Source organism: Sanguibacter sp. 25GB23B1 (assembly GCF_040012415.1).
Lineage (GTDB): Bacteria > Actinomycetota > Actinomycetes > Actinomycetales > Cellulomonadaceae > Sanguibacter.
The window spans coordinates 26,780-48,390 of record NZ_JBDYKL010000001.1; the positions used below are offsets into that span (position 1 = coordinate 26,780).

The 21,611-nt window shown below is 71.0% G+C and carries 26 protein-coding genes; 6 read left to right on the forward strand and 20 right to left on the reverse strand.

The features are described from left to right. Positions 1–7: 7 nt before the first annotated feature. The 8 genes from ABKW26_RS00135 to ABKW26_RS00170 all read right to left on the reverse strand — a co-directional run bounded on the left by ABKW26_RS00135 (position 8) and on the right by ABKW26_RS00170 (position 6,644). Positions 8–574: a hypothetical protein gene (locus ABKW26_RS00135; RefSeq protein WP_348590358.1), complete on the reverse strand. Its 567-nt coding sequence runs from the start codon at positions 572–574 to the stop codon at positions 8–10. A 59-nt stretch (positions 575–633) separates the two neighbouring features. Then, entirely contained in the window at positions 634–1,239 is a 606-nt protein-coding gene (locus tag ABKW26_RS00140; protein ID WP_348590359.1) for a hypothetical protein, read from the reverse strand. Further along, entirely contained in the window at positions 1,239–1,844 is a 606-nt protein-coding gene (locus ABKW26_RS00145; protein WP_348590360.1) for a DUF5313 family protein, read from the reverse strand. The genes ABKW26_RS00140 and ABKW26_RS00145 overlap by 1 nt, the downstream gene beginning before the upstream one ends. After that, a complete protein-coding gene (locus tag ABKW26_RS00150) occupies positions 1,844–2,215 on the reverse strand; it encodes a PadR family transcriptional regulator (RefSeq protein WP_348590361.1) in 372 nt (123 codons plus the stop codon). The genes ABKW26_RS00145 and ABKW26_RS00150 overlap by 1 nt, the downstream gene beginning before the upstream one ends. 70 nt (positions 2,216–2,285) lie before the next feature. Next, positions 2,286–3,242, reverse strand: a complete 957-nt coding sequence (locus tag ABKW26_RS00155) for a phosphoribosylaminoimidazolesuccinocarboxamide synthase (protein WP_348590362.1) — start codon at positions 3,240–3,242, stop codon at positions 2,286–2,288. Beyond that, positions 3,239–4,561: a phosphoribosylamine--glycine ligase gene (purD, locus tag ABKW26_RS00160; protein ID WP_348590363.1), complete on the reverse strand. Its 1,323-nt coding sequence runs from the start codon at positions 4,559–4,561 to the stop codon at positions 3,239–3,241. Before purD ends, ABKW26_RS00155 begins: the two co-directional genes overlap by 4 nt. Before the next feature lie 187 nt (positions 4,562–4,748). Beyond that, complete coding sequence (locus ABKW26_RS00165) at positions 4,749–6,035, reverse strand: adenylosuccinate synthase (protein ID WP_348590364.1); 1,287 nt, start codon at positions 6,033–6,035, stop codon at positions 4,749–4,751. Between the two features lie 141 nt (positions 6,036–6,176). Continuing rightward, complete coding sequence (locus ABKW26_RS00170; protein WP_348590365.1) at positions 6,177–6,644, reverse strand: DUF3151 domain-containing protein; 468 nt, start codon at positions 6,642–6,644, stop codon at positions 6,177–6,179. A gap of 123 nt (positions 6,645–6,767) precedes the next feature. Between ABKW26_RS00170 and ABKW26_RS00175 the strand changes: the two genes are divergently transcribed. Further along, positions 6,768–7,127: an STAS domain-containing protein gene (locus ABKW26_RS00175; RefSeq protein WP_348590366.1), complete on the forward strand. Its 360-nt coding sequence runs from the start codon at positions 6,768–6,770 to the stop codon at positions 7,125–7,127. Between the two features lie 9 nt (positions 7,128–7,136). On the opposite strand, the gene ABKW26_RS00180 is transcribed toward ABKW26_RS00175, so the two are convergent. Further along, positions 7,137–9,446: a SpoIIE family protein phosphatase gene (locus ABKW26_RS00180; protein ID WP_348590368.1), complete on the reverse strand. Its 2,310-nt coding sequence runs from the start codon at positions 9,444–9,446 to the stop codon at positions 7,137–7,139. 210 nt (positions 9,447–9,656) lie between these two features. Here ABKW26_RS00180 and ABKW26_RS00185 point away from each other — a divergent pair, with 210 nt between their 5' ends. Next, positions 9,657–10,082, forward strand: coding sequence for an STAS domain-containing protein (locus ABKW26_RS00185; protein ID WP_348590369.1), 426 nt, complete (start codon positions 9,657–9,659; stop codon positions 10,080–10,082). Between the two features lie 74 nt (positions 10,083–10,156). On the opposite strand, the gene fbaA is transcribed toward ABKW26_RS00185, so the two are convergent. Continuing rightward, positions 10,157–11,179: a class II fructose-bisphosphate aldolase gene (gene fbaA / locus ABKW26_RS00190; RefSeq protein WP_348590370.1), complete on the reverse strand. Its 1,023-nt coding sequence runs from the start codon at positions 11,177–11,179 to the stop codon at positions 10,157–10,159. A 74-nt stretch (positions 11,180–11,253) separates the two neighbouring features. Here fbaA and ABKW26_RS00195 point away from each other — a divergent pair, with 74 nt between their 5' ends. After that, positions 11,254–11,691: a hypothetical protein gene (locus ABKW26_RS00195; RefSeq protein WP_348590371.1), complete on the forward strand. Its 438-nt coding sequence runs from the start codon at positions 11,254–11,256 to the stop codon at positions 11,689–11,691. Continuing rightward, complete coding sequence (locus tag ABKW26_RS00200) at positions 11,688–12,251, forward strand: LppA family lipoprotein (protein ID WP_348590372.1); 564 nt, start codon at positions 11,688–11,690, stop codon at positions 12,249–12,251. Before ABKW26_RS00195 ends, ABKW26_RS00200 begins: the two co-directional genes overlap by 4 nt. A gap of 133 nt (positions 12,252–12,384) precedes the next feature. Here ABKW26_RS00200 and ABKW26_RS00205 read toward each other — a convergent pair whose 3' ends face one another. Both ABKW26_RS00205 and ABKW26_RS00210 read right to left on the reverse strand, forming a co-directional pair. Then, positions 12,385–13,098: a TrmH family RNA methyltransferase gene (locus ABKW26_RS00205; protein WP_348590373.1), complete on the reverse strand. Its 714-nt coding sequence runs from the start codon at positions 13,096–13,098 to the stop codon at positions 12,385–12,387. Positions 13,099–13,144: 46 nt separating this feature from the next. Continuing rightward, the gene (locus tag ABKW26_RS00210) at positions 13,145–14,596 is read right to left on the reverse strand and encodes a polysaccharide lyase family 1 protein (RefSeq protein ID WP_348590374.1); all 1,452 of its coding nucleotides are present in this window, start codon (positions 14,594–14,596) and stop codon (positions 13,145–13,147) included. A 158-nt stretch (positions 14,597–14,754) separates the two neighbouring features. Between ABKW26_RS00210 and ABKW26_RS00215 the strand changes: the two genes are divergently transcribed. Together ABKW26_RS00215 and ABKW26_RS00220 are read left to right on the forward strand one after the other, a co-directional pair. Next, positions 14,755–15,483: a VTT domain-containing protein gene (locus ABKW26_RS00215; protein ID WP_348590375.1), complete on the forward strand. Its 729-nt coding sequence runs from the start codon at positions 14,755–14,757 to the stop codon at positions 15,481–15,483. After that, positions 15,480–16,253 carry an HAD-IIA family hydrolase gene (locus ABKW26_RS00220; protein WP_348590376.1) on the forward strand — a complete coding sequence of 258 codons (774 nt, stop codon included), beginning with the start codon at positions 15,480–15,482 and terminating at the stop codon, positions 16,251–16,253. Before ABKW26_RS00215 ends, ABKW26_RS00220 begins: the two co-directional genes overlap by 4 nt. A gap of 74 nt (positions 16,254–16,327) precedes the next feature. Here ABKW26_RS00220 and ABKW26_RS00225 read toward each other — a convergent pair whose 3' ends face one another. The 8 genes from ABKW26_RS00225 to ABKW26_RS00260 form a co-directional block, all read right to left on the reverse strand. Then, on the reverse strand, positions 16,328–16,951 hold the full coding sequence (locus tag ABKW26_RS00225) for a hypothetical protein (protein ID WP_348590377.1): 624 nt from the start codon (positions 16,949–16,951) through the stop codon (positions 16,328–16,330). A 5-nt stretch (positions 16,952–16,956) separates the two neighbouring features. Further along, the gene (locus ABKW26_RS00230) at positions 16,957–17,673 is read right to left on the reverse strand and encodes a hypothetical protein (protein ID WP_348590378.1); all 717 of its coding nucleotides are present in this window, start codon (positions 17,671–17,673) and stop codon (positions 16,957–16,959) included. An 87-nt stretch (positions 17,674–17,760) separates the two neighbouring features. Next, positions 17,761–18,042, reverse strand: coding sequence for a hypothetical protein (locus ABKW26_RS00235; protein ID WP_348590379.1), 282 nt, complete (start codon positions 18,040–18,042; stop codon positions 17,761–17,763). Positions 18,043–18,147: 105 nt separating this feature from the next. Beyond that, positions 18,148–18,798, reverse strand: a complete 651-nt coding sequence (locus ABKW26_RS00240) for a hypothetical protein (RefSeq protein WP_348590380.1) — start codon at positions 18,796–18,798, stop codon at positions 18,148–18,150. Positions 18,799–18,838: 40 nt separating this feature from the next. After that, positions 18,839–19,426, reverse strand: a complete 588-nt coding sequence (locus ABKW26_RS00245) for a LemA family protein (RefSeq protein WP_348590381.1) — start codon at positions 19,424–19,426, stop codon at positions 18,839–18,841. Between the two features lie 64 nt (positions 19,427–19,490). Beyond that, positions 19,491–20,210 (reverse strand): hypothetical protein, encoded by a 720-nt coding sequence (locus ABKW26_RS00250; RefSeq protein ID WP_348590382.1) that lies wholly within the window; start codon positions 20,208–20,210, stop codon positions 19,491–19,493. A 1-nt stretch (position 20,211) separates the two neighbouring features. After that, positions 20,212–20,811: an orotate phosphoribosyltransferase gene (gene pyrE, locus ABKW26_RS00255; RefSeq protein WP_348590383.1), complete on the reverse strand. Its 600-nt coding sequence runs from the start codon at positions 20,809–20,811 to the stop codon at positions 20,212–20,214. 19 nt (positions 20,812–20,830) lie between these two features. Further along, complete coding sequence (locus ABKW26_RS00260) at positions 20,831–21,610, reverse strand: SDR family NAD(P)-dependent oxidoreductase (RefSeq protein ID WP_348590385.1); 780 nt, start codon at positions 21,608–21,610, stop codon at positions 20,831–20,833. Position 21,611: the final 1 nt, after the last annotated feature.

The following is a 21,611-nucleotide window of genomic DNA, read 5'->3' on the forward strand; positions in this document are numbered from 1 at the left end:
GCGTGGATCAGAGCGTGCGCACGTGCTCCGAGACCTGCTGGAGCAGCGCGGTCTGCACCTCGACGGAGGCCAACCACCTGCCCGGGACCAGGAGCCCGTGGTCGCCGCCCGGCACGGTGACGAGCCGTGCCGCAGTCGAGGGGGCGCTCTCCGGGAGCCACGCGGTGTCGCGGTCGCCGCCTGCGGCGAGGTGCGACGCATCGGCGTCGTCGAGCGCGCGTGCGACGACCGGATCGGTGAGGACCGGCGTCAGCCAGATGCCCGGCACCCCGTGGCGCACGGCCCACGGCAGCGCGAACGCGCCGAGAGACTTCCCGACGACGAGGCGCCGATCAGTCACGGGAGCGTCGGCGAACGCCGCCTCGACTGCGCGCTCGACGAACGCCACCGGCCGCTCACGTGCCTCGTCGGTCATGGTCCACTCGACGGCCTGGACGTGCCATCCCAGCTCGACGAGCAGCGCGGCGGACCAGGAGAGCAGCGGTGCCTGCACGGTGTACCCGGCACCGGGCAGGAGCACGGCGACGCCGCCGAGCGGCTTCGCCGGGCCACGGCTCCACGAGAAGGTCCTCATGCAGCCGAGGATAGGGCAGCGGGTAGGCACGTGTGCCGGGCGCCGGGCGCCGGGCGATGTCAGGCGGTTCCGCTCTCGTCCGAGGTGCGTCCCGGACGTCGATCACGAGCCTGGTCGCGGCGCGACAGGAGACTGACCGGTACCTCCGGCGAGACGTGGCGCTGCCAGGACGTCCGACGACTGCGCCGCCCCGCGGGCGTCAGGAACGAGAAGGACATCACGACGAGGAACGCCAGATACATGTTGAGGATCGGCCGCACCTCGTCCCAGTCCCGCGTGAGGGACAAGTACCCGGCCACGCCGGCCAGGACGACGAGACCGGTGATGTACGTGCGCGCGACGTAGAACCTGCCGAGGATGTCGTCGACCACCCAGTGTTGATACCGCAGCGGCAACCGAAGGTCGAGAAACCGGTACCCGAGCCAGCGGAGCAGCGGCGGGTGCTCACGCAGGCGCAGCGCCCAGCCGGCGCGGACGATGGCGACGGCTTCTCGCGTCGGCACCCTCGACGAGCCTGGTGGACCGACCTCTCGGAGGACACCCACGAGGTCGTCCCCGAAGGCCGCTCGCCAGCGCCGAGGATAGGCGCGCAACCACAGCCGGGCCGATCGCTCGAGCCGGTCGGAGGCGTCCGCGGATCCGGCCCCCTGCTGCTCGCGAGCCATCAGGCGCCTCGCGCTTCGCGCACCGTGCGGTACCTGTCCCGCTCGGACAGGAGCATCCACGGAACCTCGGGGGCGATGTGCCGCTGCCACGCCTTACGCCGTCTGGGGATGGAGAGCGCACCGCCCAGGAGGACACTCATCCCGATCATGCTGGGGTACATCATCGCCACGGTGTCGACCGCGACCGCAGGGTCCACGCTGGAGAACAGCCAGAAGTACCCGAGCACACCGACCATGCTCATCGCGTTCACAGCGCTCATGTATCGCGTGAACCAGAACCTGCCGAGGATGTCGTCCGCGACCCAGTGCTGGTATCGCTCCGGGAGACGACGCTCGAAGAACCGGTACCCGAGCCAGCGCAGCAGGGGCGGGTGCTCGCGGAGGCGCAGCGCCCATCCGCCCTGCACGATCGCCGCAGCCTCCCGAGCCGGGACGCGCACCGTCCCTGCCGCAGAGATCTCGGACAGGACCCCGACGAGGTCGTCGCCGAACGCCGCGCGCCACCGTCGCGGGTATGCGCGCAGCCAGAACCGGGCGGACCGCTCGAGCGGGTCAGCGGCACCCAGCTCACCCATGACGCCGCGACGGTCGGAGCGGCGGGCCATCAGACGCTCCCCAGCGCAGGTCCCGCGGCCCCCGGCCACGGTCGCGGGATCGGCGTCCCGCCGGGCCGCGCACCGAGGATCGTCTCGGCGCGGGCGGCGAGCTCGGCCAGCCGGCGCGTCTCGGCGAGCGCCAGGTCGGCCCCGTCGGCTGTCGCGCGGTAGTACCGTCGCTGCCGCCCGCCGACGACCTCTTCGCCGGCCGTCTCGACGAGGCCCGCGTCGAGCAGCCGGTCGATGTTCCCGTAGAGGGTGCCTGCGCCGAGGGTCACGTCGCCGTCGGAGAGCTCGGAGACAAGCTTGATGACGGCGTAGCCGTGCTGGCGTTCCTGCCCCGCGAGCGCGAGCAGGATGAGGTAGCTCTGCCTGGTCATGCGGAACGCTGTTGCCATAGACGATATATATCGTCAGACGACCCATCAGCGCAAGGGGCAGGCCCGTCGATCAGGCGAGATCGGTCCCCGTCAGGCGCCGGTAGGCGTCCAGGTACCGCGACCGCGTCGCCTCGACGACCTCACCCGTGAGCTCGGGCGGCAGAGCCTCCCCCGAGCGGTCCCACCCGGACGCAGACGAGACGAGCCAGTCACGGATCGGCTGCTTGTCGAAGCTCGGCTGCGCCCGCCCGGGCTCCCAGCTGTCGACCGCCCAGAAGCGCGACGAGTCGGGCGTGAGCACCTCGTCGCCGAGGACGATCACCCCGGTCACCGGGTCGGTGCCGAACTCGAGCTTCGTGTCCGCGAGGATCACCCCGCGCTCGCGGGCGATGCCCTCGGCGCGCGCGTAGACGGCCAGGGTGAGCTCGCGCAGCCGGGTCGCGGCGTCGAGACCGATCTGCCCGACGACGACCTCGAAGCTCACGTTCTCGTCGTGCTCCCCCACCTCGGCCTTCGTCGCGGGCGTGAAGATCGGCTCCGGCAGGCGCGAGCCGTCGACGAGCCCGTCGGGCAGCGGGACACCGCAGACGGAACGGCTCTCGCGGTACTCCACGAGGCCGGAGCCCGTGAGGTAGCCGCGGGCGACGCACTCCACCGGGAACATCTCGAGCCGGCGGCAGATCATCGCGCGGCCCAGCACGGCGTCCGGCACGAGCCCGTCCCCGGGCATCGCGGACGGCTCGGTGCTCACCACGTGGTTGTCGACGAGGTCGGCGAGCTGCTCGAACCACCACAGGCTCAGCTGGGTGAGAACAGTCCCCTTGTCGGGGATCCCGGGGCTGAGCACGTGGTCGTACGCGCTCACCCGGTCCGACGCGACGACGAGCACGACGTCACCGAGCGGGTGCGCCCCGCTGTAGTGGGAGAGGTCAGGCTCGTAGAGGTCGCGGACCTTGCCCGAGTAGACGTGCCGCCACCCGGGCAGGTCGAGGCTGGAGGTCTCGAGGCCGACGCTGCGCTCGCTCACGAAGCCGCTCCGCCCTCGGACGAGCCCGCCCCGTCGGAAGCACCGGCGACCTTCACCGCGATGTCGGTGCGGTGGTGCGAGCCGGGCAGCGAGATCTTGTCGATGCCCGCGTACGCAGCGCGCCGCGCGGCCCGGAGGTCCTCACCGACCCCGACGACTGAGAGCACGCGGCCCCCGGCGGCGACGAGCCCACCGTCGGCGTCGAGTGCCGTGCCCGCCTGCATGACGCTCACGCCCGGGAGCGACTCGGCCTCACGCACGCCCGTGATCGCGCCGCCGTAGGCGGGGTCGGCCGGGTAGCCGTTCGCCGCGACGACGACGGTCACGGCCGCCTCGTCGCGCCAGCGCAGGCGTGGGACGCTCGCGAGCGTCCCGGTCGCGGCCGCAAGGAGGAGTGCCGAGAGCGGAGACTCGAGCCGGGCGAGCACCACCTGGGTCTCGGGGTCGCCGAAGCGCGCGTTGAACTCGATGACGCGCGTGCCGCGGCTCGTCAGCGCGAGCCCCACGTAGAGGACGCCGACGAACGGGACGCCGCGCTCGCGCATCTCGTCGATCGTCGGCTGGGCGACGCGGGCCACGACCTCGTCGACGAGGCCCTCCGGCGCCCACGGGAGCGGGCTGTACGCGCCCATGCCGCCGGTGTTGGGGCCGGCGTCGCCGTCGAACGCGCGCTTGAAGTCCTGCGCCGGGGCGAGCGGCACCACCGTCGTCCCGTCGCTGATGCAGAAGAGGGAGACCTCGGGGCCGTCGAGGAACTCCTCGATGACCACGCGGGGGTCCCCGCCACGGTCGGGGTTGGCGAAGCACGCCTGCGCGTGGCGGATGGCGTCGATCCGGACGTCGGTCACGACGACACCCTTGCCAGCGGCGAGGCCGTCGTCCTTGACGACGTACGGCGGGCCGAACGCGTCGAGCGCGTCACCGACCTGGTCGACGGTCGAGCACACGTGGGCCATCGCGGTCGGCACCTCGGCGGCGGCCATGACCTCCTTGGCGAAGGCCTTCGAGCCCTCGAGGCGGGCGGCGTCTGCGCTCGGGCCGAAGACGGGGATGCCCGCCGACCGGACCGCGTTGGCGACCCCTGCGACGAGCGGCGCCTCCGGTCCGACGATGACGAGCTCGGAGCCCAGGCGCGTCGCGAGCTCGAGGACCGCGACGTTGTCGAGCGGGTCCACCCGGTGCAGCGTCGCGAGCTCGCCGATGCCGGGATTGCCAGGAGCCGCGTGCAGCTCGTGGCCCTCCCCGTCGGCCGTCTCCTGCGCGAGCGAATGGACGATGGCGTGCTCACGGGCACCGGAACCGATGACGAGGATCTTCACGCTGGCGAGTCTATCGGCGGCCCCGGCCGCCCGGGCGGCCGTCCACCCACCGAAGCCGAGCCGGCTCCGGCCCGCCGAGTTCGGCACTCCGGGCCCGAGTTCGGCACTCCAGGTCACCGAACTCCCCTGAGAGTGCCGAACTCGACGCCGGGCCTGGCGCAGCGGACGGCCGCCGGCCCGGACCTTCTCAGTCCAGGAGGTCGAAGCGGTGGATCGTCGCCTCGCGGTCCGGGCCCACGCCGATCGAGGACATCCGGGTACCGGACATCTTCTCCAGCGCGAGGACGTACTTCTGCGCATTGACCGGGAGCTCCTCGAACGTCCGTGCACCCGTGATGTCCTCGGTCCAGCCGTCGAGCTCTTCGTAGATCGGCTTCGCGTGGTGGAAGGCACTCTGGTCCGTCGGCATCTCGTCGTGACGCACGCCGTCGATGTCGTACGCGACGCACACCGGGATCTTCTCGATCCCGGTGAGGACGTCGAGCTTCGTCAGGACGAAGTCGGTGAGACCGTTGATGCGGCTCGAGTACCGCGCGATGACTGCGTCGTACCAGCCGCAGCGACGCGGGCGGCCGGTGGTGACACCGAACTCGTGGCCGGTCGCGCGCAGGAACTCGCCCGACTCGTCGAAGAGCTCGGTCGGGAACGGTCCTTCACCGACGCGGGTCGTGTACGCCTTGATGACGCCGACGACGCGGTCGATGCGCGTCGGGCCGATGCCGGAGCCGGTGCACACCCCGCCCGCGGTCGCGTTCGAGGACGTGACGAACGGGTACGTCCCGTGGTCGACGTCGAGCATCGTCGCCTGACCGCCCTCGAAGAGGACGGTCTTCCCGGCGTCGAGCGCCTGGTTGAGGACGAGGGCCGTGTCCGAGACCATCGGGCGCAACCGCTCCGTGTACTGCAGCAGCTCCTCGACGACCTCGTCGACCGTGATGGCGCGTCGGTTGAACACCTTCACGAGGAGGTGGTTCTTCTGGTCGAGGGCGCCCTCGACCTTGGCGCGCAGGATCTTCTCGTCGAACAGGTCCCACACACGGATGCCCGTGCGGTTGATCTTGTCCGCGTACGTGGGCCCGATGCCGCGACCGGTCGTGCCGATCTTCCGCTTGCCGAGGAAGCGCTCCGTGATCTTGTCCATCGTCCGGTTGTACGGCGCGATGACGTGCGCCGAACCGGAGACGAGAAGACGCGAGACGTCCACGCCACGCTCGATGAGCGCGTCGAGCTCCTCGTAGAGGACCTCGATGTCGATGACGACGCCGTTGCCGATGACCGGCGTGACGCCCGGGGAGAGGATCCCGGAGGGCAGGAGGTGGAGTGCGTACTTCTCACCACCGACGACCACCGTGTGACCCGCGTTGTTCCCGCCGTTGAACTTCACGACGTAGTCGACGCGCGAGCCGAGCTGATCGGTCGCCTTGCCCTTGCCTTCGTCGCCCCACTGGGCGCCGACGACTACCACGGCTGGCATGGATCCCCACTTTCGAGCTGCCTGTCTGGGGCGGCAGCCCGCAGGACATCGCGGGGCGCTCCGGGCCTCCGGGCGGCAGTGAACCCGATGTCCCCGACGAGTTTACCGTTTGTCGGCCCTCAGTGCAGCGACCTCACCTGCTCAGCGCAGCGACGCCACCTGGTCGGGGGACGTCCCGGCGTCGAGGAGGAACGTGGTGCAGCGCGTCGCCTCCTCGGTCTCGCCGATCTGGTCGGCTGCCTCGGCGAGCGCGAGGAGCGCGCGGAGGAACCCCTGGTTGGCCTGGTGGTCGACCGGGATGGGACCGTGGCCGCGCCAGCCCGCCTTGCGGAGGGAGTCGAGGCCGCGGTGGTAGCCGGTGCGCGCGAACGCGTAGGCGGTGACCTCGTCGCCGCGGTCGAGCGCTCCCTCGGCGAGCAGCGCCCACACGTAGGACGACGCCGGGTAGTCGCGGGCGACGTCCGCGACAGCGCGTCCGCCCTCGACCTCGGCGCGAGCCGCGACGTCCGGGTGGTCCGCACCGAGGCGCGTGGGCGGCGGGCCGTCGAGCAGGTTCGCGGCGGGGCGCGGCGGGGTCGGAGAGGAGGGGGTGCTCGCATCGTGGCTCATACGCCCATCATGCCCGGTACGCGCGGTGCCCGGCGCGACGGCCACCGTCTCGGTGGTGCAACGATGCCCAGGGCGGGTCACTGCAGACGTGCACGCCCGCTGACCCGTGGTTAGAGTCGACTCATGATCGAGATCGCAACATCGCCCGCGACGACGACCCTCGTCATCGCAGGTGATCTCGACCTCGCCGAACGGGACCAGTTCCCCGAGATCACGGCCCGGGTCGTGGGGCTGCGCCGTCAGCTCCTCGTCATCGACATGTGCCGCGTGACGTTCATGGACTCGACGGGGGCGGCCTTCCTCATCTCTCTGGCCGACGCCGGTCGCAAGCGCGGCGGTGCGACCGTCCTGCGCGGGTGCGACGACCGCGACCTCTTCGTCCTCGAGGTGTGCGGGGCGCTCGAGCTCTTCCGCATCGACCCGGACCACGCGTGCAACCCGGTCACGCCCGCGTCGGGCATCCCGCTCGTCCCCAGCCCCTAGGCCTGTCCCCTAGGAGCGGTCCGCCCTCGGCCGGCCGCCGTTCTCGCGGACCTTCGCCCAGACGAGCTTGCCGGTGCCGCTCGGCCGCCAGCCCCAGTCCGCGAGCCGCTCCACGATCTGCATCCCGTAGCCGCCCATCCGGTTGGCGTGCCCGTCCGTGGTCACGGGCGGGGCAGGGTTGGAGTCCTCGACCTCGATGCGCAGGCCGTCGCCCGTGTCGAACAGCCGGAGGGCGATGTGCCCCCAGCCGTGGAGCACACCGTTCGCGACCAGCTCGGACACGACGAGCTCGGCGTTCGCGACGTCGCCGATCTCCCAGACCTGGCACGTCCGCAGGACGGCGTGGCGGGCACGACCGATCGACGCGGGCTCGCTCGGGAGCAGCCAACGCCGCGAGCGTGGGCTCATCGTCGAGGCCGAGCTGTCTCCCACCGGGTCCGGTACCCGCACGACCACGACGGCGACGTCGTCCTCCGGCGCGTCGGCCAGGCGGGCGAGGAGCTCCTCGCCGATGCCCGCCGCATCGGTGGCCGTCACTCGTTCGGCCGCGTCGACGAGCGCGGTCAGCCCGTCGCGCAAGGAGCGGTCGCGGCGCTCGATGAGCCCGTCGGTGTAGAAGATCAGCGCGTCGCCCGCCTGCAGCGCCTCGTCCGCCGTCTCGCGCGACCTCGACCCGAACCCGATGAGCGCTCCGCCTGCACCGCTCATCTGTCGGACCTCGCCGTCCCGGACGAGGAGCGGTGGGAGGTGGCCCGCCCGCGAGTACTGCAGCTCCCAGCCCGACTCCCCCGCCTGGCGCAGCGTCGCGTACACGAGGCTCGCCGAGCGCGGGATCCGCATGCCGACGAGGAGCTGGTCGACGCGCTCGAGGACGGTCCCCGGCGTCGTCAGCTCGAAGGCGTACGAGCGGACGACCGAACGGAGCTGGCCCATGGCCGCCGCGGCCTCGATGTCGTGCCCCACGACGTCACCGATGACGAGCCCGGCGACACCGTCGTTGATCTGCAGGACGTCGTACCAGTCACCGCCGACCTGCGCGTGCTCCGACGTCGGGGAGTAGAACGTCCAGACGTCGAGGCCCGGGATCTCGGCCTGCTCCGGGAGCATCGCGCGCTGGAGCGTCTCGGCGAGCTGGTGCTCCCGCGCGTAGAGCCGCACGTTGTCGATCGCCATGCCCACCCTGCGGGAGACGAGGTCGAGGAGCGTCATCGTCGCCCGGTCCGTCCCGCCCGTGGCACCGGGCGCCGTCGACGGTTCCGGCTGGCTCGTCACGAGGACACCGAGCACGCGCCGACGTCCGGGAACCGAGGACACGACGACCGTGGGCTCGTGCGCGTGGTCATGGCCGACGCCGCGTCCCTGCCCTGCCTCGTCGCGGGCGGTGCCGGACGGCACGAGACCCATCCGGTCACGCACCGCTCCCGCCAGCCAGCGCGCGATCGTCCCCACCGGATAGTCGGTGCGCAGCTGGAAGCTGATCGGACCGGCGATGAGCCCGTCGAGAAGGTCGCGCAAGGGGTCGATGAACGTCGTGGCGACCTGGGTGAGACCGGTGCTGGCGCCCGGCGCGCTCGCGTCACCCAGCGCGTCCGTCTCGGCACCGGCCTCGCGTGCGATCCGGTGCGCACCCCGGGTGGGCAGGGGATGGACGTTGATGCCCTCGGCGAAGCGGAGGCCACCGTCCTCGAGGAAGAATCCGGCCCAGCCGACGACGCCGCGCTCGAGGATCGCGGAGATCTCCCGCAGGACGAAGGGGTAGTCGAGGTCGCTCAGCAGGTCGGAGACGAGGACGATGAGGTCGAGCGTCGTGCGGGCGTCGTGCTCGACGGCGAACGACCGCTCCTGCTCCTCCCGCTCGACGACCTGGCGCGAGACGTCGGTCACGAAGCACACGCGGTGCGTCACCGGCCCACCGGCCGCGAACCGCTCGTCTGCGGCTCCCTCCCCGGCGGCGACGTCCGACATCGAGTACTCGAGCCACACGGCGGACCCGTCGGCGAGCACGCCCTGCGTCCGCCACGTCACGGACGGCTCCTGCGCGAGCCTCGCGTCGAGAGCGCTCCGGTCGGTCGGTGAGGAACCGGGCGGGTCGAGGATGGACAGCGGTTCTCCGACGACGGCGTCGGCGTCGAAGCCCGTCATGCGCGAGAACGCCGGGTTGGCCCAGGCGATCACCGGTTCGCCACCGTCGACCGCCAGCAGGACGACGGGGAGTCCCGCCGCCTCCAGCGCGCGGTCCCGAAGGCCCGGGAGCGAGACGTCCGCGACCGATGCGGACCTCCCCTGCCCGCGCCCCACGCCGGGCGTCGTGGAACTCACGCACATCCTCCAGTTCGTAGTGGAACTTCCGGGCGTACTACTCTCTCAGAGAGCCATCGCACCGGTGATAGCTCTTCGCGGTCGAGGGCGTACTAGTCAACACCCCCCACACCACGACACAATGGTCATCTGTCGAAGGGAGCTTTCGTGGGCGACGCTAACACCCCTACCTCTGGTGGGCCTCCTGAGTCATCAGGCGAGTCGGCACGCGTGGAGAACCCCCTGTCGAGCCTCGGGGCCAGCGAACCTGGGGCCGTCCACGTCATCGTGGGCAACACCCACTCACGCATCCTCCTGTCCGGCGAGGTCGACGCTGACATCGTCGCGGACCTCCACCAGGCCACGCTCGACGTCCAGGAGGCTGGCCTCCCCGTCGAGATCGACGCGCACCACGTGACGTTCATGGACTCCACCGGCGTGGCGTTCCTCGCACGGCTCACCGCGATCAGCGCGACGCCGGTGCGGATGCTCCGCACCCCGCCGACCGTGCGGTTCCTCCTCGAGGTCACGTCCATCGGCGACCTCCTCGAGATCGACGACGACACCGTGGGCGACTCGACCGATCCGCCCAGCTCGCTCGAGGCGAACTTCGCGCCGGCGCGCACCGGTTCGGCGGCCACGCCGGACATCGGCTGACGCCCCTCCTCACGAGCAGGGCGCTCCCGCAGCGCACCCGTCGTGCACCCGTCGCGTAGGCGACGGGCTGTGGATCAGCCGATCGAGTGACCGGCGGAACGCAGCTGCTGTGCGGCCTCGACGATGCGCTGAGCCATGCCGGCCTCAGCAGCCTTGCCCCAGGCGCGGGGGTCGTACGCCTTCTTGTTTCCGACCTCGCCGTCGACCTTGAGGACGCCGTCGTAGTTCGAGAACATGTGGCCGACGACCGGACGCGTGTACGCGTACTGCGTGTCGGTGTCGATGTTCATCTTGATGACGCCGTTGTCGACAGCCTCGGAGATCTCCTCGGCCGTGGAGCCGGAGCCGCCGTGGAAGACGAGGTCGAACGGGTTCTCCTTGCCGAGGACCGAGCCGACACCCTCCTGGATCTCCTTGAGGAGGGCCGGGCGCAGCTTGACGGCGCCGGGCTTGTAGACGCCGTGCACGTTGCCGAACGTCAGGGCGGTGAGGTAGCGGCCCTTCTCGCCGGTGCCGAGCGCACGGACGGTCGCGAGGCCGTCCTCGACGGTCGTGTAGAGCTTCTCGTTGATCTCGGCCTCGTGGCCGTCCTCCTCGCCACCGACGACGCCCACCTCGATCTCGAGGATGGTGCGCGCTGCGACGGAGAGCTCGAGGAGCTCCTCGGCGATGATGAGGTTCTCCTCGAGCGGCACGGTCGAGCCGTCCCACATGTGCGACTGGAACGTGGGGAGCTTGCCGGCCTTGACCTGCTCGGCCTCGAGGGCGAGCAGCGGGCGGACCCAGGAGTCGAGGTTCTGCTTGGCGCAGTGGTCCGTGTGGATGGCGACGGTGATGCCGTAGCCCTTGGCGACCTCGTGCGCGTACGCGGCGAGGGCGAGCGAACCGGCGACGCGGTCCTTGACCGTCGAGCCGGACGCGTACTCGGCGCCACCGACGGACACCTGGATGATGCCGTCGCTCTCGGCCTCAGCGAAGCCCTGGAGGGCAGCGGTGATGGTCGAGGACGACGTGATGTTCACGGCGGGGTAGGCAAACTTGCCTGCTCGCGCGCGGTCGATCATCTCGTTGTAGACCTCGGGGGTTGCGATCGCCATCGAAAAACTCCTGTGAGAGAGGGACGTCAGTGGGACTTTCAGATCAAGTTTGTCACGGAACCCAGGCGGTGTGCGTGGGCCGTTCGACCTGCGGTCACGGGGCCGGGGCACCCGGGAGCCGGGATCGCCCGGCCCTATACTTCGGTGGCCAGGGCGGAGCCTGGGTTCGGGACACCGACCCGTACCTCACCGCGCTCGACCACTCCTACGACGCGGTGGTCTTCGGGTCGCCCGGCATGGGCGTGGACGACCGGTCCCGGCTCGATGTGTTCGGAGAGGTCTATCGCGTGGAAGCACGGTGGGACGGTGTCGCGGACTTCGGCGGCTTCGGCGCTGATCCGAGCAGCACGGACGACGTCACCGGGCTGGGCTCGGGCGCCGTGGTGCTCGATGGCCAGGACTTCTCGCAGTCGACGTTCCACAGCGACTACCTGACGGACGAGAGCACGAGCCTGCACAACCTGGCTGCGGTCATGGTGGGCAACACCGACCGGTTGATCGTGGCGCCGTGACCCGGTGTGGGGTCCGGCGGCCGCGCTCATGGTTCCTTCTGTGGGCGCTGCCCGCCCTCGGCGTCGCCGTCCTCGTGGGCGCCTTCCTCGTCCAGCTCGTGCCACCCACATCCACGGAGACGATGGCCATGCTCGCTGAACGCCCCTCGAAGGAGGCTGCCGTCGCGCGCTACGAGCAGATGCGCCAGGAGATCACCGACCGGCTGGACACGGAGCTCGGTGCCAGAGAGTGGGAGCCGAGCGCGAGCTATCCCGAGGGTAGTCTCGCGTCGGCCTGTAGCGACGCTGACGGGGGTGCCCAGATCGTCTCCCTCGTCCTCTACGGGTTCGCCGGCACCTACGACCGCGCCGACTGGCGACGGTCGCAGGAGATCGTCTCCGAGGTCGCGACGGAGTACGGCTTCACCGTGGGGGAGGTGCCGGACCGTCCGCGCGACGGCGCGGAGATCACCGGCGCGGACCCCTACGGCGCGCGGTTCACCTATGGGACGGGCACGAACACCGGTCTGACGATCAGGACGGGCTGCCACCTTCCTGAGGATCTCCTGCCGGCCGGCTGATCCAGCGACGGCGGCCGGTACGATTTCGGCATGCTCAGGGCGAGCGTCCTCAGTCTCGACGCGAGCTGCCACCGCTGGGACGTCGTGCAGACGCCGCAGTCCTGACGCACCGCCCGCGACCAACGGGGGGGGATCAGGCGATCGTCGCGTGCTGCTGCACCCACGCGTGCATGGCGATCGCGGCGGCCGCACCGGCGTTGATCGAGCGCGTGGACCCGAACTGGGTGATGTGGAGGATGTCGCGGCTCGCGGCACGGGCCTCGTCGGTGAGACCTGTGCTCTCCTGGCCGAAGAGCAGGGCGCACTCGCGCGGGAACGCGTAGCCCTCGATGGGGATCGAGCCCGGGACGTTGTCGATGCCGATCACGGGCATGCCGGCGTCCCCCGCCCACGCGAGGAACGCGGCGACGTCCGGGTGGTGGCGCACGTGCTGGTAGCGGTCGGTGACCATCGCGCCGCGACGGTTCCACCGGCGCCGGCCGACGATGTGGATCTCCTGCGCGGCGAACGCGTTGGCCGTCCGCACCACGGAACCGATGTTGAGGTCGTGCCCCCAGTTCTCGATCGCCACGTGGAGCGGGTGCCGCCGTCGGTCGAGGTCGGCGACGATCGCCTCCATCGTCAGGTACCTGTAGGCGTCGACGACGTTGCGGCGGTCACCGCCCGCGAGCAGCTCGGGGTCGAAGGCCGGGTCGAGCGTGCCGTCGTCGGTGCGGGGCCACGCGTCCGGGCCACCGGGCCAGGGGCCGACACCGACCGCCTCGGGTGTCCCGGGAGCCGGGTGGTCCGAGGCGGTCGCCCTCGGCTCGTGGTCGTCGGTGACGGTGGCCGCGGGCGGGAAGGTCATGACCCCAGTCTCTCAACCGGGAGCGTTCCCTCGCGCCCGCGCCAGGTCAGCGCTTGCCGATGCGCCCGGCGCCCGCCTCCTTGTCGACGGTCCTCGCGACGGACCACGTCGGCTCGACCCGGTTCGCGTGCGTCGGCGTCCAGCCGGCGTCCGCCCCGAGGTCGGGCTCGTTCACGGCGTTGAACGTGGCGAGGACGTTCGTCGGTCGCCTGTTGACGACGCTCCCCGTCTCCGTGATCGCCGTGCCCTTCCACGGCGCGATGATCCGGTCGGCGGTCACGCCACGCGCGAGCGTGAAGGCGTTGTTCTGCGCGACGATCGCCGACTCCACCCCGACACCCCAGTAGTACTGGAACAGCCCCGGTGTCGTCTGGACGTAGTGGTTGTTGTAGACGTGCACCTGCCCGTACCGGACGCGCGGTGCGCGCTGCCCGACGTCGGTCCACCGGTTGTGGTGGATCGTGACACGGTGCAGGCCACGGTCCTGGACGCGGGAGTCCGACGAGCCGATGAGCATCGTCTTGTCATGGTCGTCGAAGCGGTTGTAGGAGACGGTCACGAGGTCGGAACCGTGGGTGATGTCGAGCAGGCCGTCGTGCACCTCGAAGGGGCGCCCGTAGACCGTGGGCAGAGACGAGGGCGGGTTGTCGCCGTCGTCCAGGGTGGTGTGGTCGACCCAGACGTTCGTCGACGTCCACACCGAGATGTTGTCGTACGCCGAGTTCCAGTTGCCCGCGTTCGTGTCGCCCGGGTCCCACGCGGGGAAGCAGTCGTACGCGTCGGAGACGCGGAGGTTGCGGACGATGACGTTGTGGGAGTCGCGGATGCGCAGGTTCGCGCCGGTGATGCTCGCGTCCTTGCCGACCCCGATAATCGTCACGTTCGAGCCGATGTGCTGCTGGGTCTGCGCCGCCTGGACGGCAGCCGCTGCCACGCGAGCGTCCTCGAGCGGGCCCGACGGGTCGGCCGCGCCCCAGACGGCCGGGTCGAACGCCGCGATGTAGTCGGCCATCGCGAACCCGGACCGCGCCTCGTAGTCCGCGCACGTGAGTCGAGCACCGTCTGCGGTGTCGCCCGCGTGGAGAGCGCCCTCGACGTAGACGATGCGCGGGGTCGTGTCACCGCGCGCCCCCGCGCCGCCGAGGGCGGCCTGGAGCTCGGGCCACGTCGAGACGCGGAACACGTGGGCGGCGTCGGCCGCGCTCCCCCCGGTGGTCCCCGAGCCCGCCGAGGCCCAGCCGTCGTCCGCGGCCAGGACCTGCCGGCCGAGATCCGTGCCGTGGCCGCCGCCACCGCCGCCGTGGCCGCCACCACCGTTGCCGTGCCCGCCACCGCCGTTGCCGCCACCGTGCCCGCCGCCCGCGGCGACGTGCGCGCCCGAGGGGGCGGCGAGCGTGACGGAGAGCGTGAAGGACGTGAGGCAGAGTGCAGCGACGGACAGTGCGGCCATCGCTCGGGTGGATCGACGCCGGGCGGCGTGGGGTGTCGAGATGCTCATGGTGCAAGACTCCTTCGTCTCGGTAAGCGCATTCCGCCCAACATGCCACAGATCATGACGATCCGCACAGCACCTCTGGCCCACTTCGGGCCAGAACGTTCACATCTCGGTCCCCGTCCCTCGACAACCGACCCCGCCCCACCCCGTACCCTGGACGGGTGACTACTGTGGACATCCTCGCGAGCGCGAGCGACCAGGTCGTGGCCCTCGGGCCCAGCTGGCTCAACGCCGACAACCTCATCGAGTCGTTCGGCACGTACGCCCTCATCGGGATCGTCCTCGTCGTCTTCATCGAGACCGGACTGCTCTTCCCGTTCCTGCCCGGGGACTCGCTGCTGTTCACCGCGGGGATGCTCGTCGCCCAGTCACAGCTGGACTTCCCCATCTGGCTGCTCTGCCTGCTGCTCTTCGTCGCGGCGTTCGCCGGCGACCAGGTCGCCTACTACATCGGCCACAAGGCCGGACCCAGGATCTTCAACAAGCCCGACTCACGGTTCTTCAAGCAGCAGTACATCACCCAGACCAACGCGTTCTTCGCCAAGTACGGCGGACGCAGCATCATCCTCGCGCGGTTCGTGCCCTTCGTGCGCACCTACGCCCCCGTCGCCGCCGGTGTCGGCAAGATGCCGTACAGGCACTTCGTCAGCTACAACGTCATCGGGGCGCTCCTGTGGGGCGTCGGCGTCACCCTCCTCGGGTACTACCTCGGCCAGATCGACTTCATCCACGAGAACATCGAGACGGTCCTCGTGCTCATCGTCTTCATCTCCGTCCTCCCGGTCATCCTCGAGGTCACGCGCGGATGGCTCGGGAACCGCAAGGAGAAGGCCGCGGCACAGTCCGCGACGGCCGACGTCCCCACCGCCGGCGACGAGGCGAAGCGATGACCCGCGTCATCGAGTCCTGGCTCACCGACATGGACGGTGTCCTCGTCCACGAGGGCAACGCGATCCCCGGCGCGTCGGAGTTCATCACGACGCTGCGCGACAAGGGCCGCCCGTTCCTCATCCTCACGAACAACTCGATCTTCACGGCTCGCGACCTCCGCGCGCGCCTCGCCGCATCCGGGATCGACGTGCCCGAGGAGTCCATCTGGACGTCCGCTCTCGCGACGGCCCAGTTCCTCTCCGACCAGATCCCCGGGGGCAGCGCGTACGCCATCGGCGAGGCCGGGCTCACCACCGCGCTCTACCAGGCCGGCTACACGCTCACCGAGTCCGACCCCGACTACGTGGTCCTCGGCGAGACACGCACGTACTCCTTCGAGGCGATCACCAAGGCCGTCCGGCTCATCCTCGGCGGCGCCAAGTTCATCTGCACCAACCCGGACCCCACCGGCCCCAGCGCCGAAGGCCCCCTCCCGGCGACCGGTGCCGTCGCCGCGATGATCACCCGCGCGACCAACCGTGAGCCCTACTTCGTCGGCAAGCCCAACCCGATGATGTTCCGGTCCGCTCTCAACCGCATCGACGCCCACTCCGAGTCGACGGCGATGGTCGGCGACCGCATGGACACCGACATCGTCGCGGGCATCGAAGCCGGGCTCCACACCTTCCTCGTGCTCACCGGCTCGACGAAGGTCAAGGACGTGGACAGCTTCCCGTTCCGCCCGAGCACCGTCGTCAACTCGATCGCAGACCTCGTCGAACGCATCTGATCCTCGCAGCAGGCAGCGGTCTGCCGCCGTCCCGGTGCAGGCGGCCACGCGGACACGGATCCGGTGGGGCGCGCTCAGGTCGAGAGCGAGTAGAGCACCGCGCCGAGAGTCACGAGCATCGCGAGAGTGATCGCTGCCCGCACGCGCCCGGGGTGACGGTCCCCCACCGACGTCGAGCCTGGATGGAGCTTCTCGTGCATCGCCGGCGTGAGGAGCTCCGTGCACACGGTCGGGCGCGGACCGATCGCGTGAGCGAGCATCTCGAGGTCCGCCGGGCTCCAGACCGCGCTCGTGAGACGCAGGATCCGCCGCCCGGCCTGGTCACGGACGAACAGCGTGAGCACCACGCGGGTGTCACGGGCAGAGGCCTGGTAGGGCGCGAGCACCACGTCGCGCGCATCCGCCCGAGCGAAGCTGCGTGTCGTCACCATGCCCCTGCGCGAGAACGTCAGATGGTCCATGCGGATGCGTGAGCGCGCCAGGTAGAGCCTGAGGATCCCCAGCAGCGCAGCGCTGAGAACCGCCCCGGGGAGCAGCGCTTCGATCCCGTAGCGCAGGTAGAGCACCACGGCACCGACGATCAGTACGAGCGGCATCCCGGCGAGGAACGCCCGCATCTGCTGCACAGCGGGCCGGATCTCGACCTCCCCGGAGGTCGAGAGCGGCGATCGACGTCGATCGCCGCCCAGGTCGTCCACGTGCGTCAGGATTCCATCGCCACGATGACGACCACGATGACGACGATGATGACGACCGTCGCGACGATACCGACGATCCAGGGGTGGCGCTCGGCCCAGGACACGGAACCCGGGTGGCGCTCGGTGAGCGCCTTGGGGTTGAGCACGTCGGAGTAGACGACTGGAGCCGGTCCCATGGTGTGGGCGAGCCGTTCGAGGTCGACCGGACGCCAGATGGCGCTGCCCAGACGCAGGACGCGCTTGCCCTGGCGGTCGAGCGCGATGAGCGTGAGGGAGACGCGGGAGTCCGCCGTGCTCGCCTGGTACGGCGCGAGGATGACCTGCCCGAGGTCCGCGCGAGCAAAGGACGTCGTCCCCACGAAGCCTCGACGCGTCACCGAGAGGGCGTCCATGCGTACCCGGGCGCGTGCGATGTAGAGGAGCACCCCGCCGAGGGCGAGGACACCGACGACGAGCCCGATGAGCATGCCGACGAGACCTTCGCGGAGATAGACGATGACGATGACGACGATGAACGCGATCGGGGTCTTCGCAAGGAAGCTGCGGTACTGGTCCTTCGAGGGCCGGACCTCGACGTCGCCCGCAAGGTTCGTCGGACCCGGCGGCGGTGGGGGCTGCTGGCCGTACGCCTGGGGGCCGGGAGCTCCGTACGCCTGGGTACCGGGCTGGGGCTGCTGCTTGCTGAGGTCGATACCGGAGCTGGGGTCCACGCCATAGGTCATGCGCTGGAGCGTAGGCCCGGCTCTCGGGGCGCGCCATGGGGAGCAGTCCCCCGCGACGAGGCGGAGGAGGCCGCGGATCGCCGCAGGTCAGGAGCCGAGCGCCACCGCGGCGACGGTGCCCACGCACAGGACGCCCATCGCGAAGGCGACGGCCGCCTGGACCGAGAACCGCGCCCAGGCGCGTCCGGCAGCGATCGCATAGCGGTCGTGGCCCGCGCGTTCAGAGGCGTCGGGGCGGACCGAGCGGACCGACTGGAAGTACTGGGCGGCCTGCGACGGAGTCGGGGTGCCTGCGTCGCGAGCGAGGTAACGGGAGCCGGCCGAGCTCGGTGCAGCGGGCCGTCGTGTGATCTCTGCACTCGTCGTCATAGGACGGAGCGTAGGGGCGGGTGAAATTCCTGGCGATGGGGACTAGTGCCCATCGCCGGGAGCAGGCGCGAGGGGCTGGCCGGGGTCGGGCACCGACCTCGGCCGTCACGACGCCGCGGTGGTCAAGAGCACCCTGATGATGACGATGAGCGGGACCGCGAGGACGGCGCCGAAGAGGACGGGGTGGCGCTCGGCCCAGGACACGGAACCGGGATGACGCTCGGCGAGCGCGCGGGCGCCGACGACGTCGGTGTGCACGACGGGCGTCGGGCCCAGGGCGTGCGCCAGCCGCTCGAGGTCGGCTGGTTGCCAGCTCGCGCTGCCGAGCCGCAGGAGGCGCTCGCCCTGCTGGTCGAGCGCGACGAGGTTGACCGCGACGGACCGGTCGGTCAGTGTCGACCGGTACGGCGCGAGGACGACCTCCCCGATGTCGGCCCGCGCGAAGGACGTCGAGCCCAGGAACGTCCGGTGCGTGACGGTGCTGCCGCCTGTGCGGACACGCGCGCGCGTGATGTGCACGAGGGTGCCGCCGAGCGCGAGGAGGGCCGTCACGAGCCCGATGAGCATGCCCGCGACGCCGTGGCTGAGGGACAGGACGACGACGCAGATGACGACGGCGATCGAGGTGCCGGGAAGAGAGGTGCGGAGCCGGCTGCCGGACGCGCGGATCTCCAGCTCGCCGGGCGGCAGTGCGTCCGGCGTGTCCGACGAGTCCTGCTCGGACAGCCTGGGAGGTCGAGGTGGGTCGTCCGCCATGCGATCCAGCCTAGGTCGGAGGGATCCTGAGCACACGTCGTCAGGGACGGGTGTCCTTCTGGCCGAGGTCGACGACCGGCGTCGTACGGACCGCCGGGTCGACGACCTCGAAGTACTCCGCGCGCGTGAAGTGGAAGATGCGCGCGACGACGTTCGACGGGAAGCTCTCGACCTTGGTGTTCAGCTCGCGGACGTTCGCGTTGTAGAAGCGGCGCCCCGCGGCGATGCGGTCCTCGGTGTTGGTCAGCTCCTGCTGGAGCTGCGCGAAGCTCTCCACCGCACGCAGCTGCGGGTACGCCTCGGCGACGGCGAAGAGCCGGCCGAGCGCCCGCGTGAGGTCGTTCTCCTGGGCGGCCTGCTGCGCGGGGCTGGAGCCGGGCTGGATCGCGGCGGTGCGCGCCTGGGTCACGGCCTCGAAGACACCGCGCTCGTGCGCGGCGTAGCCCTTGACCGTCTCGATGAGGTTCGGGATGAGGTCGTGGCGTCGGTGCAGCTCGACGTCGATCTGGCGCCACGCCTCCTGCACGAGGTTCCGCAGGCGGACGAAGCCGTTGTAGGTCGCGACCGCCCAGACGAGCACGATGACGACGAGGGCGACCACGACGATGCCGATCAGGCCGATGTCCATCTACGAGCTCCTTCGGTGAGGACCGGTCGAGGTCGAGGCGCGCCGACCTGGGACCGGACGGGACCTAGTGTCCACCGGCATAGTAGCCGCGGTCCTCCCAGACGTAGGCGGGGATCGCGTCGACGAGTCCGTCGAGGACGGTCGCCCTCGGGATGATGGCCTCGACCCTGGGTCGCCCGGTGGACCAGGTGAGGACCGCGTCGCCGGCAAAACGGATGGACGTGTCGGCGACGTCCGGGAGCATGAGTCGTTCCATCGTGCGCGGGTTCACCACGTCGTACGCGAACCGCGGGTCGTCGGACGTCACACGCCAGGCGCGGTTGAACGCCTCGGACTCGAAGCGGATGTCCTGGCCTCCGAAGGCCTTGACGATCTTCGCGGCGATGCCGTCCGGGGTGAGCTCGAGGACGGGCAGGAGCCGGGGCAGGAAGACGGCGACGACGTGACGGGTGTGCCGGGTCCGGTTCTTGCCGCTGCCGGTGGTGAACTGGTACTTGAACGAGACGGCGTGGCGGCCGCCGACGGGTCCGCTGAGCACCTCGGTCGCGCGCCGGGCGCTCCCTGTACCGAAGGGGGTCCCTCGCCACCGGTTCACGAGCGTGGCGTCGCTGCCGTGGTAGGTCCACCCGGTCGCGGTGGCCCAGGCCCGCAGCGCGGCCTGGCGGCGGCGCTCGGCGTAGATCCCTCCGACGACGAGTGCGACCGCGAGCACGGCCATCCCGGCGTAGAAGAGACCGACAGAACCGCCGGTGAGGTCACCGGCGGCCACGACGACGGGGGTCATGTCAGGCGAGCCCGAGGTCCGCGAGCCCGAACAGGGAGAGGTACGGCACCCCGTGCGCCTCGATCTTCTCGCGCGCACCGGTCGCCCGGTCGACGATGGTCGCGACGCCCACGACCTCTGCGCCCGCGGCACGTGCTGCCTCGATGGCCGCGATCGGGGACCCGCCCGTCGTCGTGGTGTCCTCGACGACGACGACGCGGCGCCCGGCGATGTCCGGGCCTTCGATCTGCCGCTGCATGCCGTGGGCCTTGGCAGCCTTGCGCACGACGAACGCGTCGAGGTCCTGCCCGCGGGACGCTGCGGCGTGCAGGAGCGCGGTCGCGATGGGGTCGGCTCCGAGCGTGAGGCCGCCGACGGCGTCGATCTCGGCGGTGCCGAGGCCGGCCTCCTCGAGGGCGTCGAGGAGGAGGTGCCCGATGAGCGGTGCCGCCCGGTGGTGGAGGGTGACGCGTCGGAGGTCCACGTAGTAGTCGGCCTCGCGGCCGGAGGACAGCGTCACCTTCCCGTGGACGACGGCGAGCTCCGCGATGAGGTCGCGGAGCTGCTCGCGCGGGGTCGGGGAGAGGAAGGAGGGGGCGTCGGCGCCAGGTGTCTCGGTCACGCCCCCAGGCTAGCGGGCGCTACGCCGGCCGGGCTGTCCCGCCCGCTCCCCCGGACGCCTGGAGCGCCCGCACGGCGGAGCGCGGGAGGACCCGGAGCAGTCCGGACGCGGCGCGGTAGCGCAGGCTCGGGGTCGAGATGACGACGCCCCGGCGCACGTCGGCGAGCGCTGCGGTCACGACGTCCGCAGCGTTGAGCCAGGCGATCTCGGGGAACCCGGAGTAGTCGATGCCGGCCCGGTCGTGGAACTCGGTGTGGACGAACCCGGGGCACAGTGCGGTCGCGGTGACTCCGGTGCCCTTGAGCTCGACGGCGAGACCCTCCGTGAAGGCGCGGACCCAGGCCTTGTGCGCGGAGTACGTGCCCGAGGCCGTGAGCGCCGCGACGGAGGAGACGTTGAGGATCGCCCCGCGCTCGCGCGGGAGCATCTGCTCCAGGGCGGCGCGGCTGAGCACCATGACGGCTCGCACGAGGACGTCGAGCGACGTCTCCTGCTTGGCGATGTCCCCGGTCGTGAACGCCTCGTGGACGGCGTAGCCGGCGTTGTTCACGAGGAGGCTCACCGGGTTCTCGGTGGCGCGCAGGCGCTCGGCGACGCGCTCCGTCTGCTCCCGGTCGGCCAGGTCGGCGGGCAGGACCTCGACGGTGACCCCGGCGGCGGCGCGCAGCTGGCGGGCGACGCTCTGCAGCCGTTCCTCGTCGCGCGCGACGAGCACGAGGTCGTGGCGTGCCGTCGCGAGCTGCCAGGCGAATTCGAGTCCGAGACCGGCGCTGGCGCCGGTGATGAGTGCGGTTGCCATG

Coding starts and splice junctions, on each gene's coding strand:
- ABKW26_RS00235 (WP_348590379.1), bottom strand. CDS start 18,042: ATGACGACGAGTGCAGAGATCACACGACGGCCCGCTGCACCGAGCTCG.
- ABKW26_RS00220 (WP_348590376.1), top strand. CDS start 15,480: ATGACCCGCGTCATCGAGTCCTGGCTCACCGACATGGACGGTGTCCTC.
- ABKW26_RS00245 (WP_348590381.1), bottom strand. CDS start 19,426: ATGGACATCGGCCTGATCGGCATCGTCGTGGTCGCCCTCGTCGTCATC.
- ABKW26_RS00205 (WP_348590373.1), bottom strand. CDS start 13,098: ATGACCTTCCCGCCCGCGGCCACCGTCACCGACGACCACGAGCCGAGG.
- ABKW26_RS00210 (WP_348590374.1), bottom strand. CDS start 14,596: ATGAGCATCTCGACACCCCACGCCGCCCGGCGTCGATCCACCCGAGCG.
- ABKW26_RS00150 (WP_348590361.1), bottom strand. CDS start 2,215: ATGACCAGGCAGAGCTACCTCATCCTGCTCGCGCTCGCGGGGCAGGAA.
- ABKW26_RS00135 (WP_348590358.1), bottom strand. CDS start 574: ATGAGGACCTTCTCGTGGAGCCGTGGCCCGGCGAAGCCGCTCGGCGGC.
- ABKW26_RS00165 (WP_348590364.1), bottom strand. CDS start 6,035: ATGCCAGCCGTGGTAGTCGTCGGCGCCCAGTGGGGCGACGAAGGCAAG.
- ABKW26_RS00175 (WP_348590366.1), top strand. CDS start 6,768: ATGATCGAGATCGCAACATCGCCCGCGACGACGACCCTCGTCATCGCA.
- ABKW26_RS00140 (WP_348590359.1), bottom strand. CDS start 1,239: ATGGCTCGCGAGCAGCAGGGGGCCGGATCCGCGGACGCCTCCGACCGG.
- ABKW26_RS00145 (WP_348590360.1), bottom strand. CDS start 1,844: ATGGCCCGCCGCTCCGACCGTCGCGGCGTCATGGGTGAGCTGGGTGCC.
- ABKW26_RS00250 (WP_348590382.1), bottom strand. CDS start 20,210: ATGACCCCCGTCGTCGTGGCCGCCGGTGACCTCACCGGCGGTTCTGTC.
- ABKW26_RS00170 (WP_348590365.1), bottom strand. CDS start 6,644: ATGAGCCACGATGCGAGCACCCCCTCCTCTCCGACCCCGCCGCGCCCC.
- ABKW26_RS00240 (WP_348590380.1), bottom strand. CDS start 18,798: ATGGCGGACGACCCACCTCGACCTCCCAGGCTGTCCGAGCAGGACTCG.
- ABKW26_RS00260 (WP_348590385.1), bottom strand. CDS start 21,610: ATGGCAACCGCACTCATCACCGGCGCCAGCGCCGGTCTCGGACTCGAA.
- fbaA (WP_348590370.1), bottom strand. CDS start 11,179: ATGGCGATCGCAACCCCCGAGGTCTACAACGAGATGATCGACCGCGCG.
- ABKW26_RS00230 (WP_348590378.1), bottom strand. CDS start 17,673: ATGACCTATGGCGTGGACCCCAGCTCCGGTATCGACCTCAGCAAGCAG.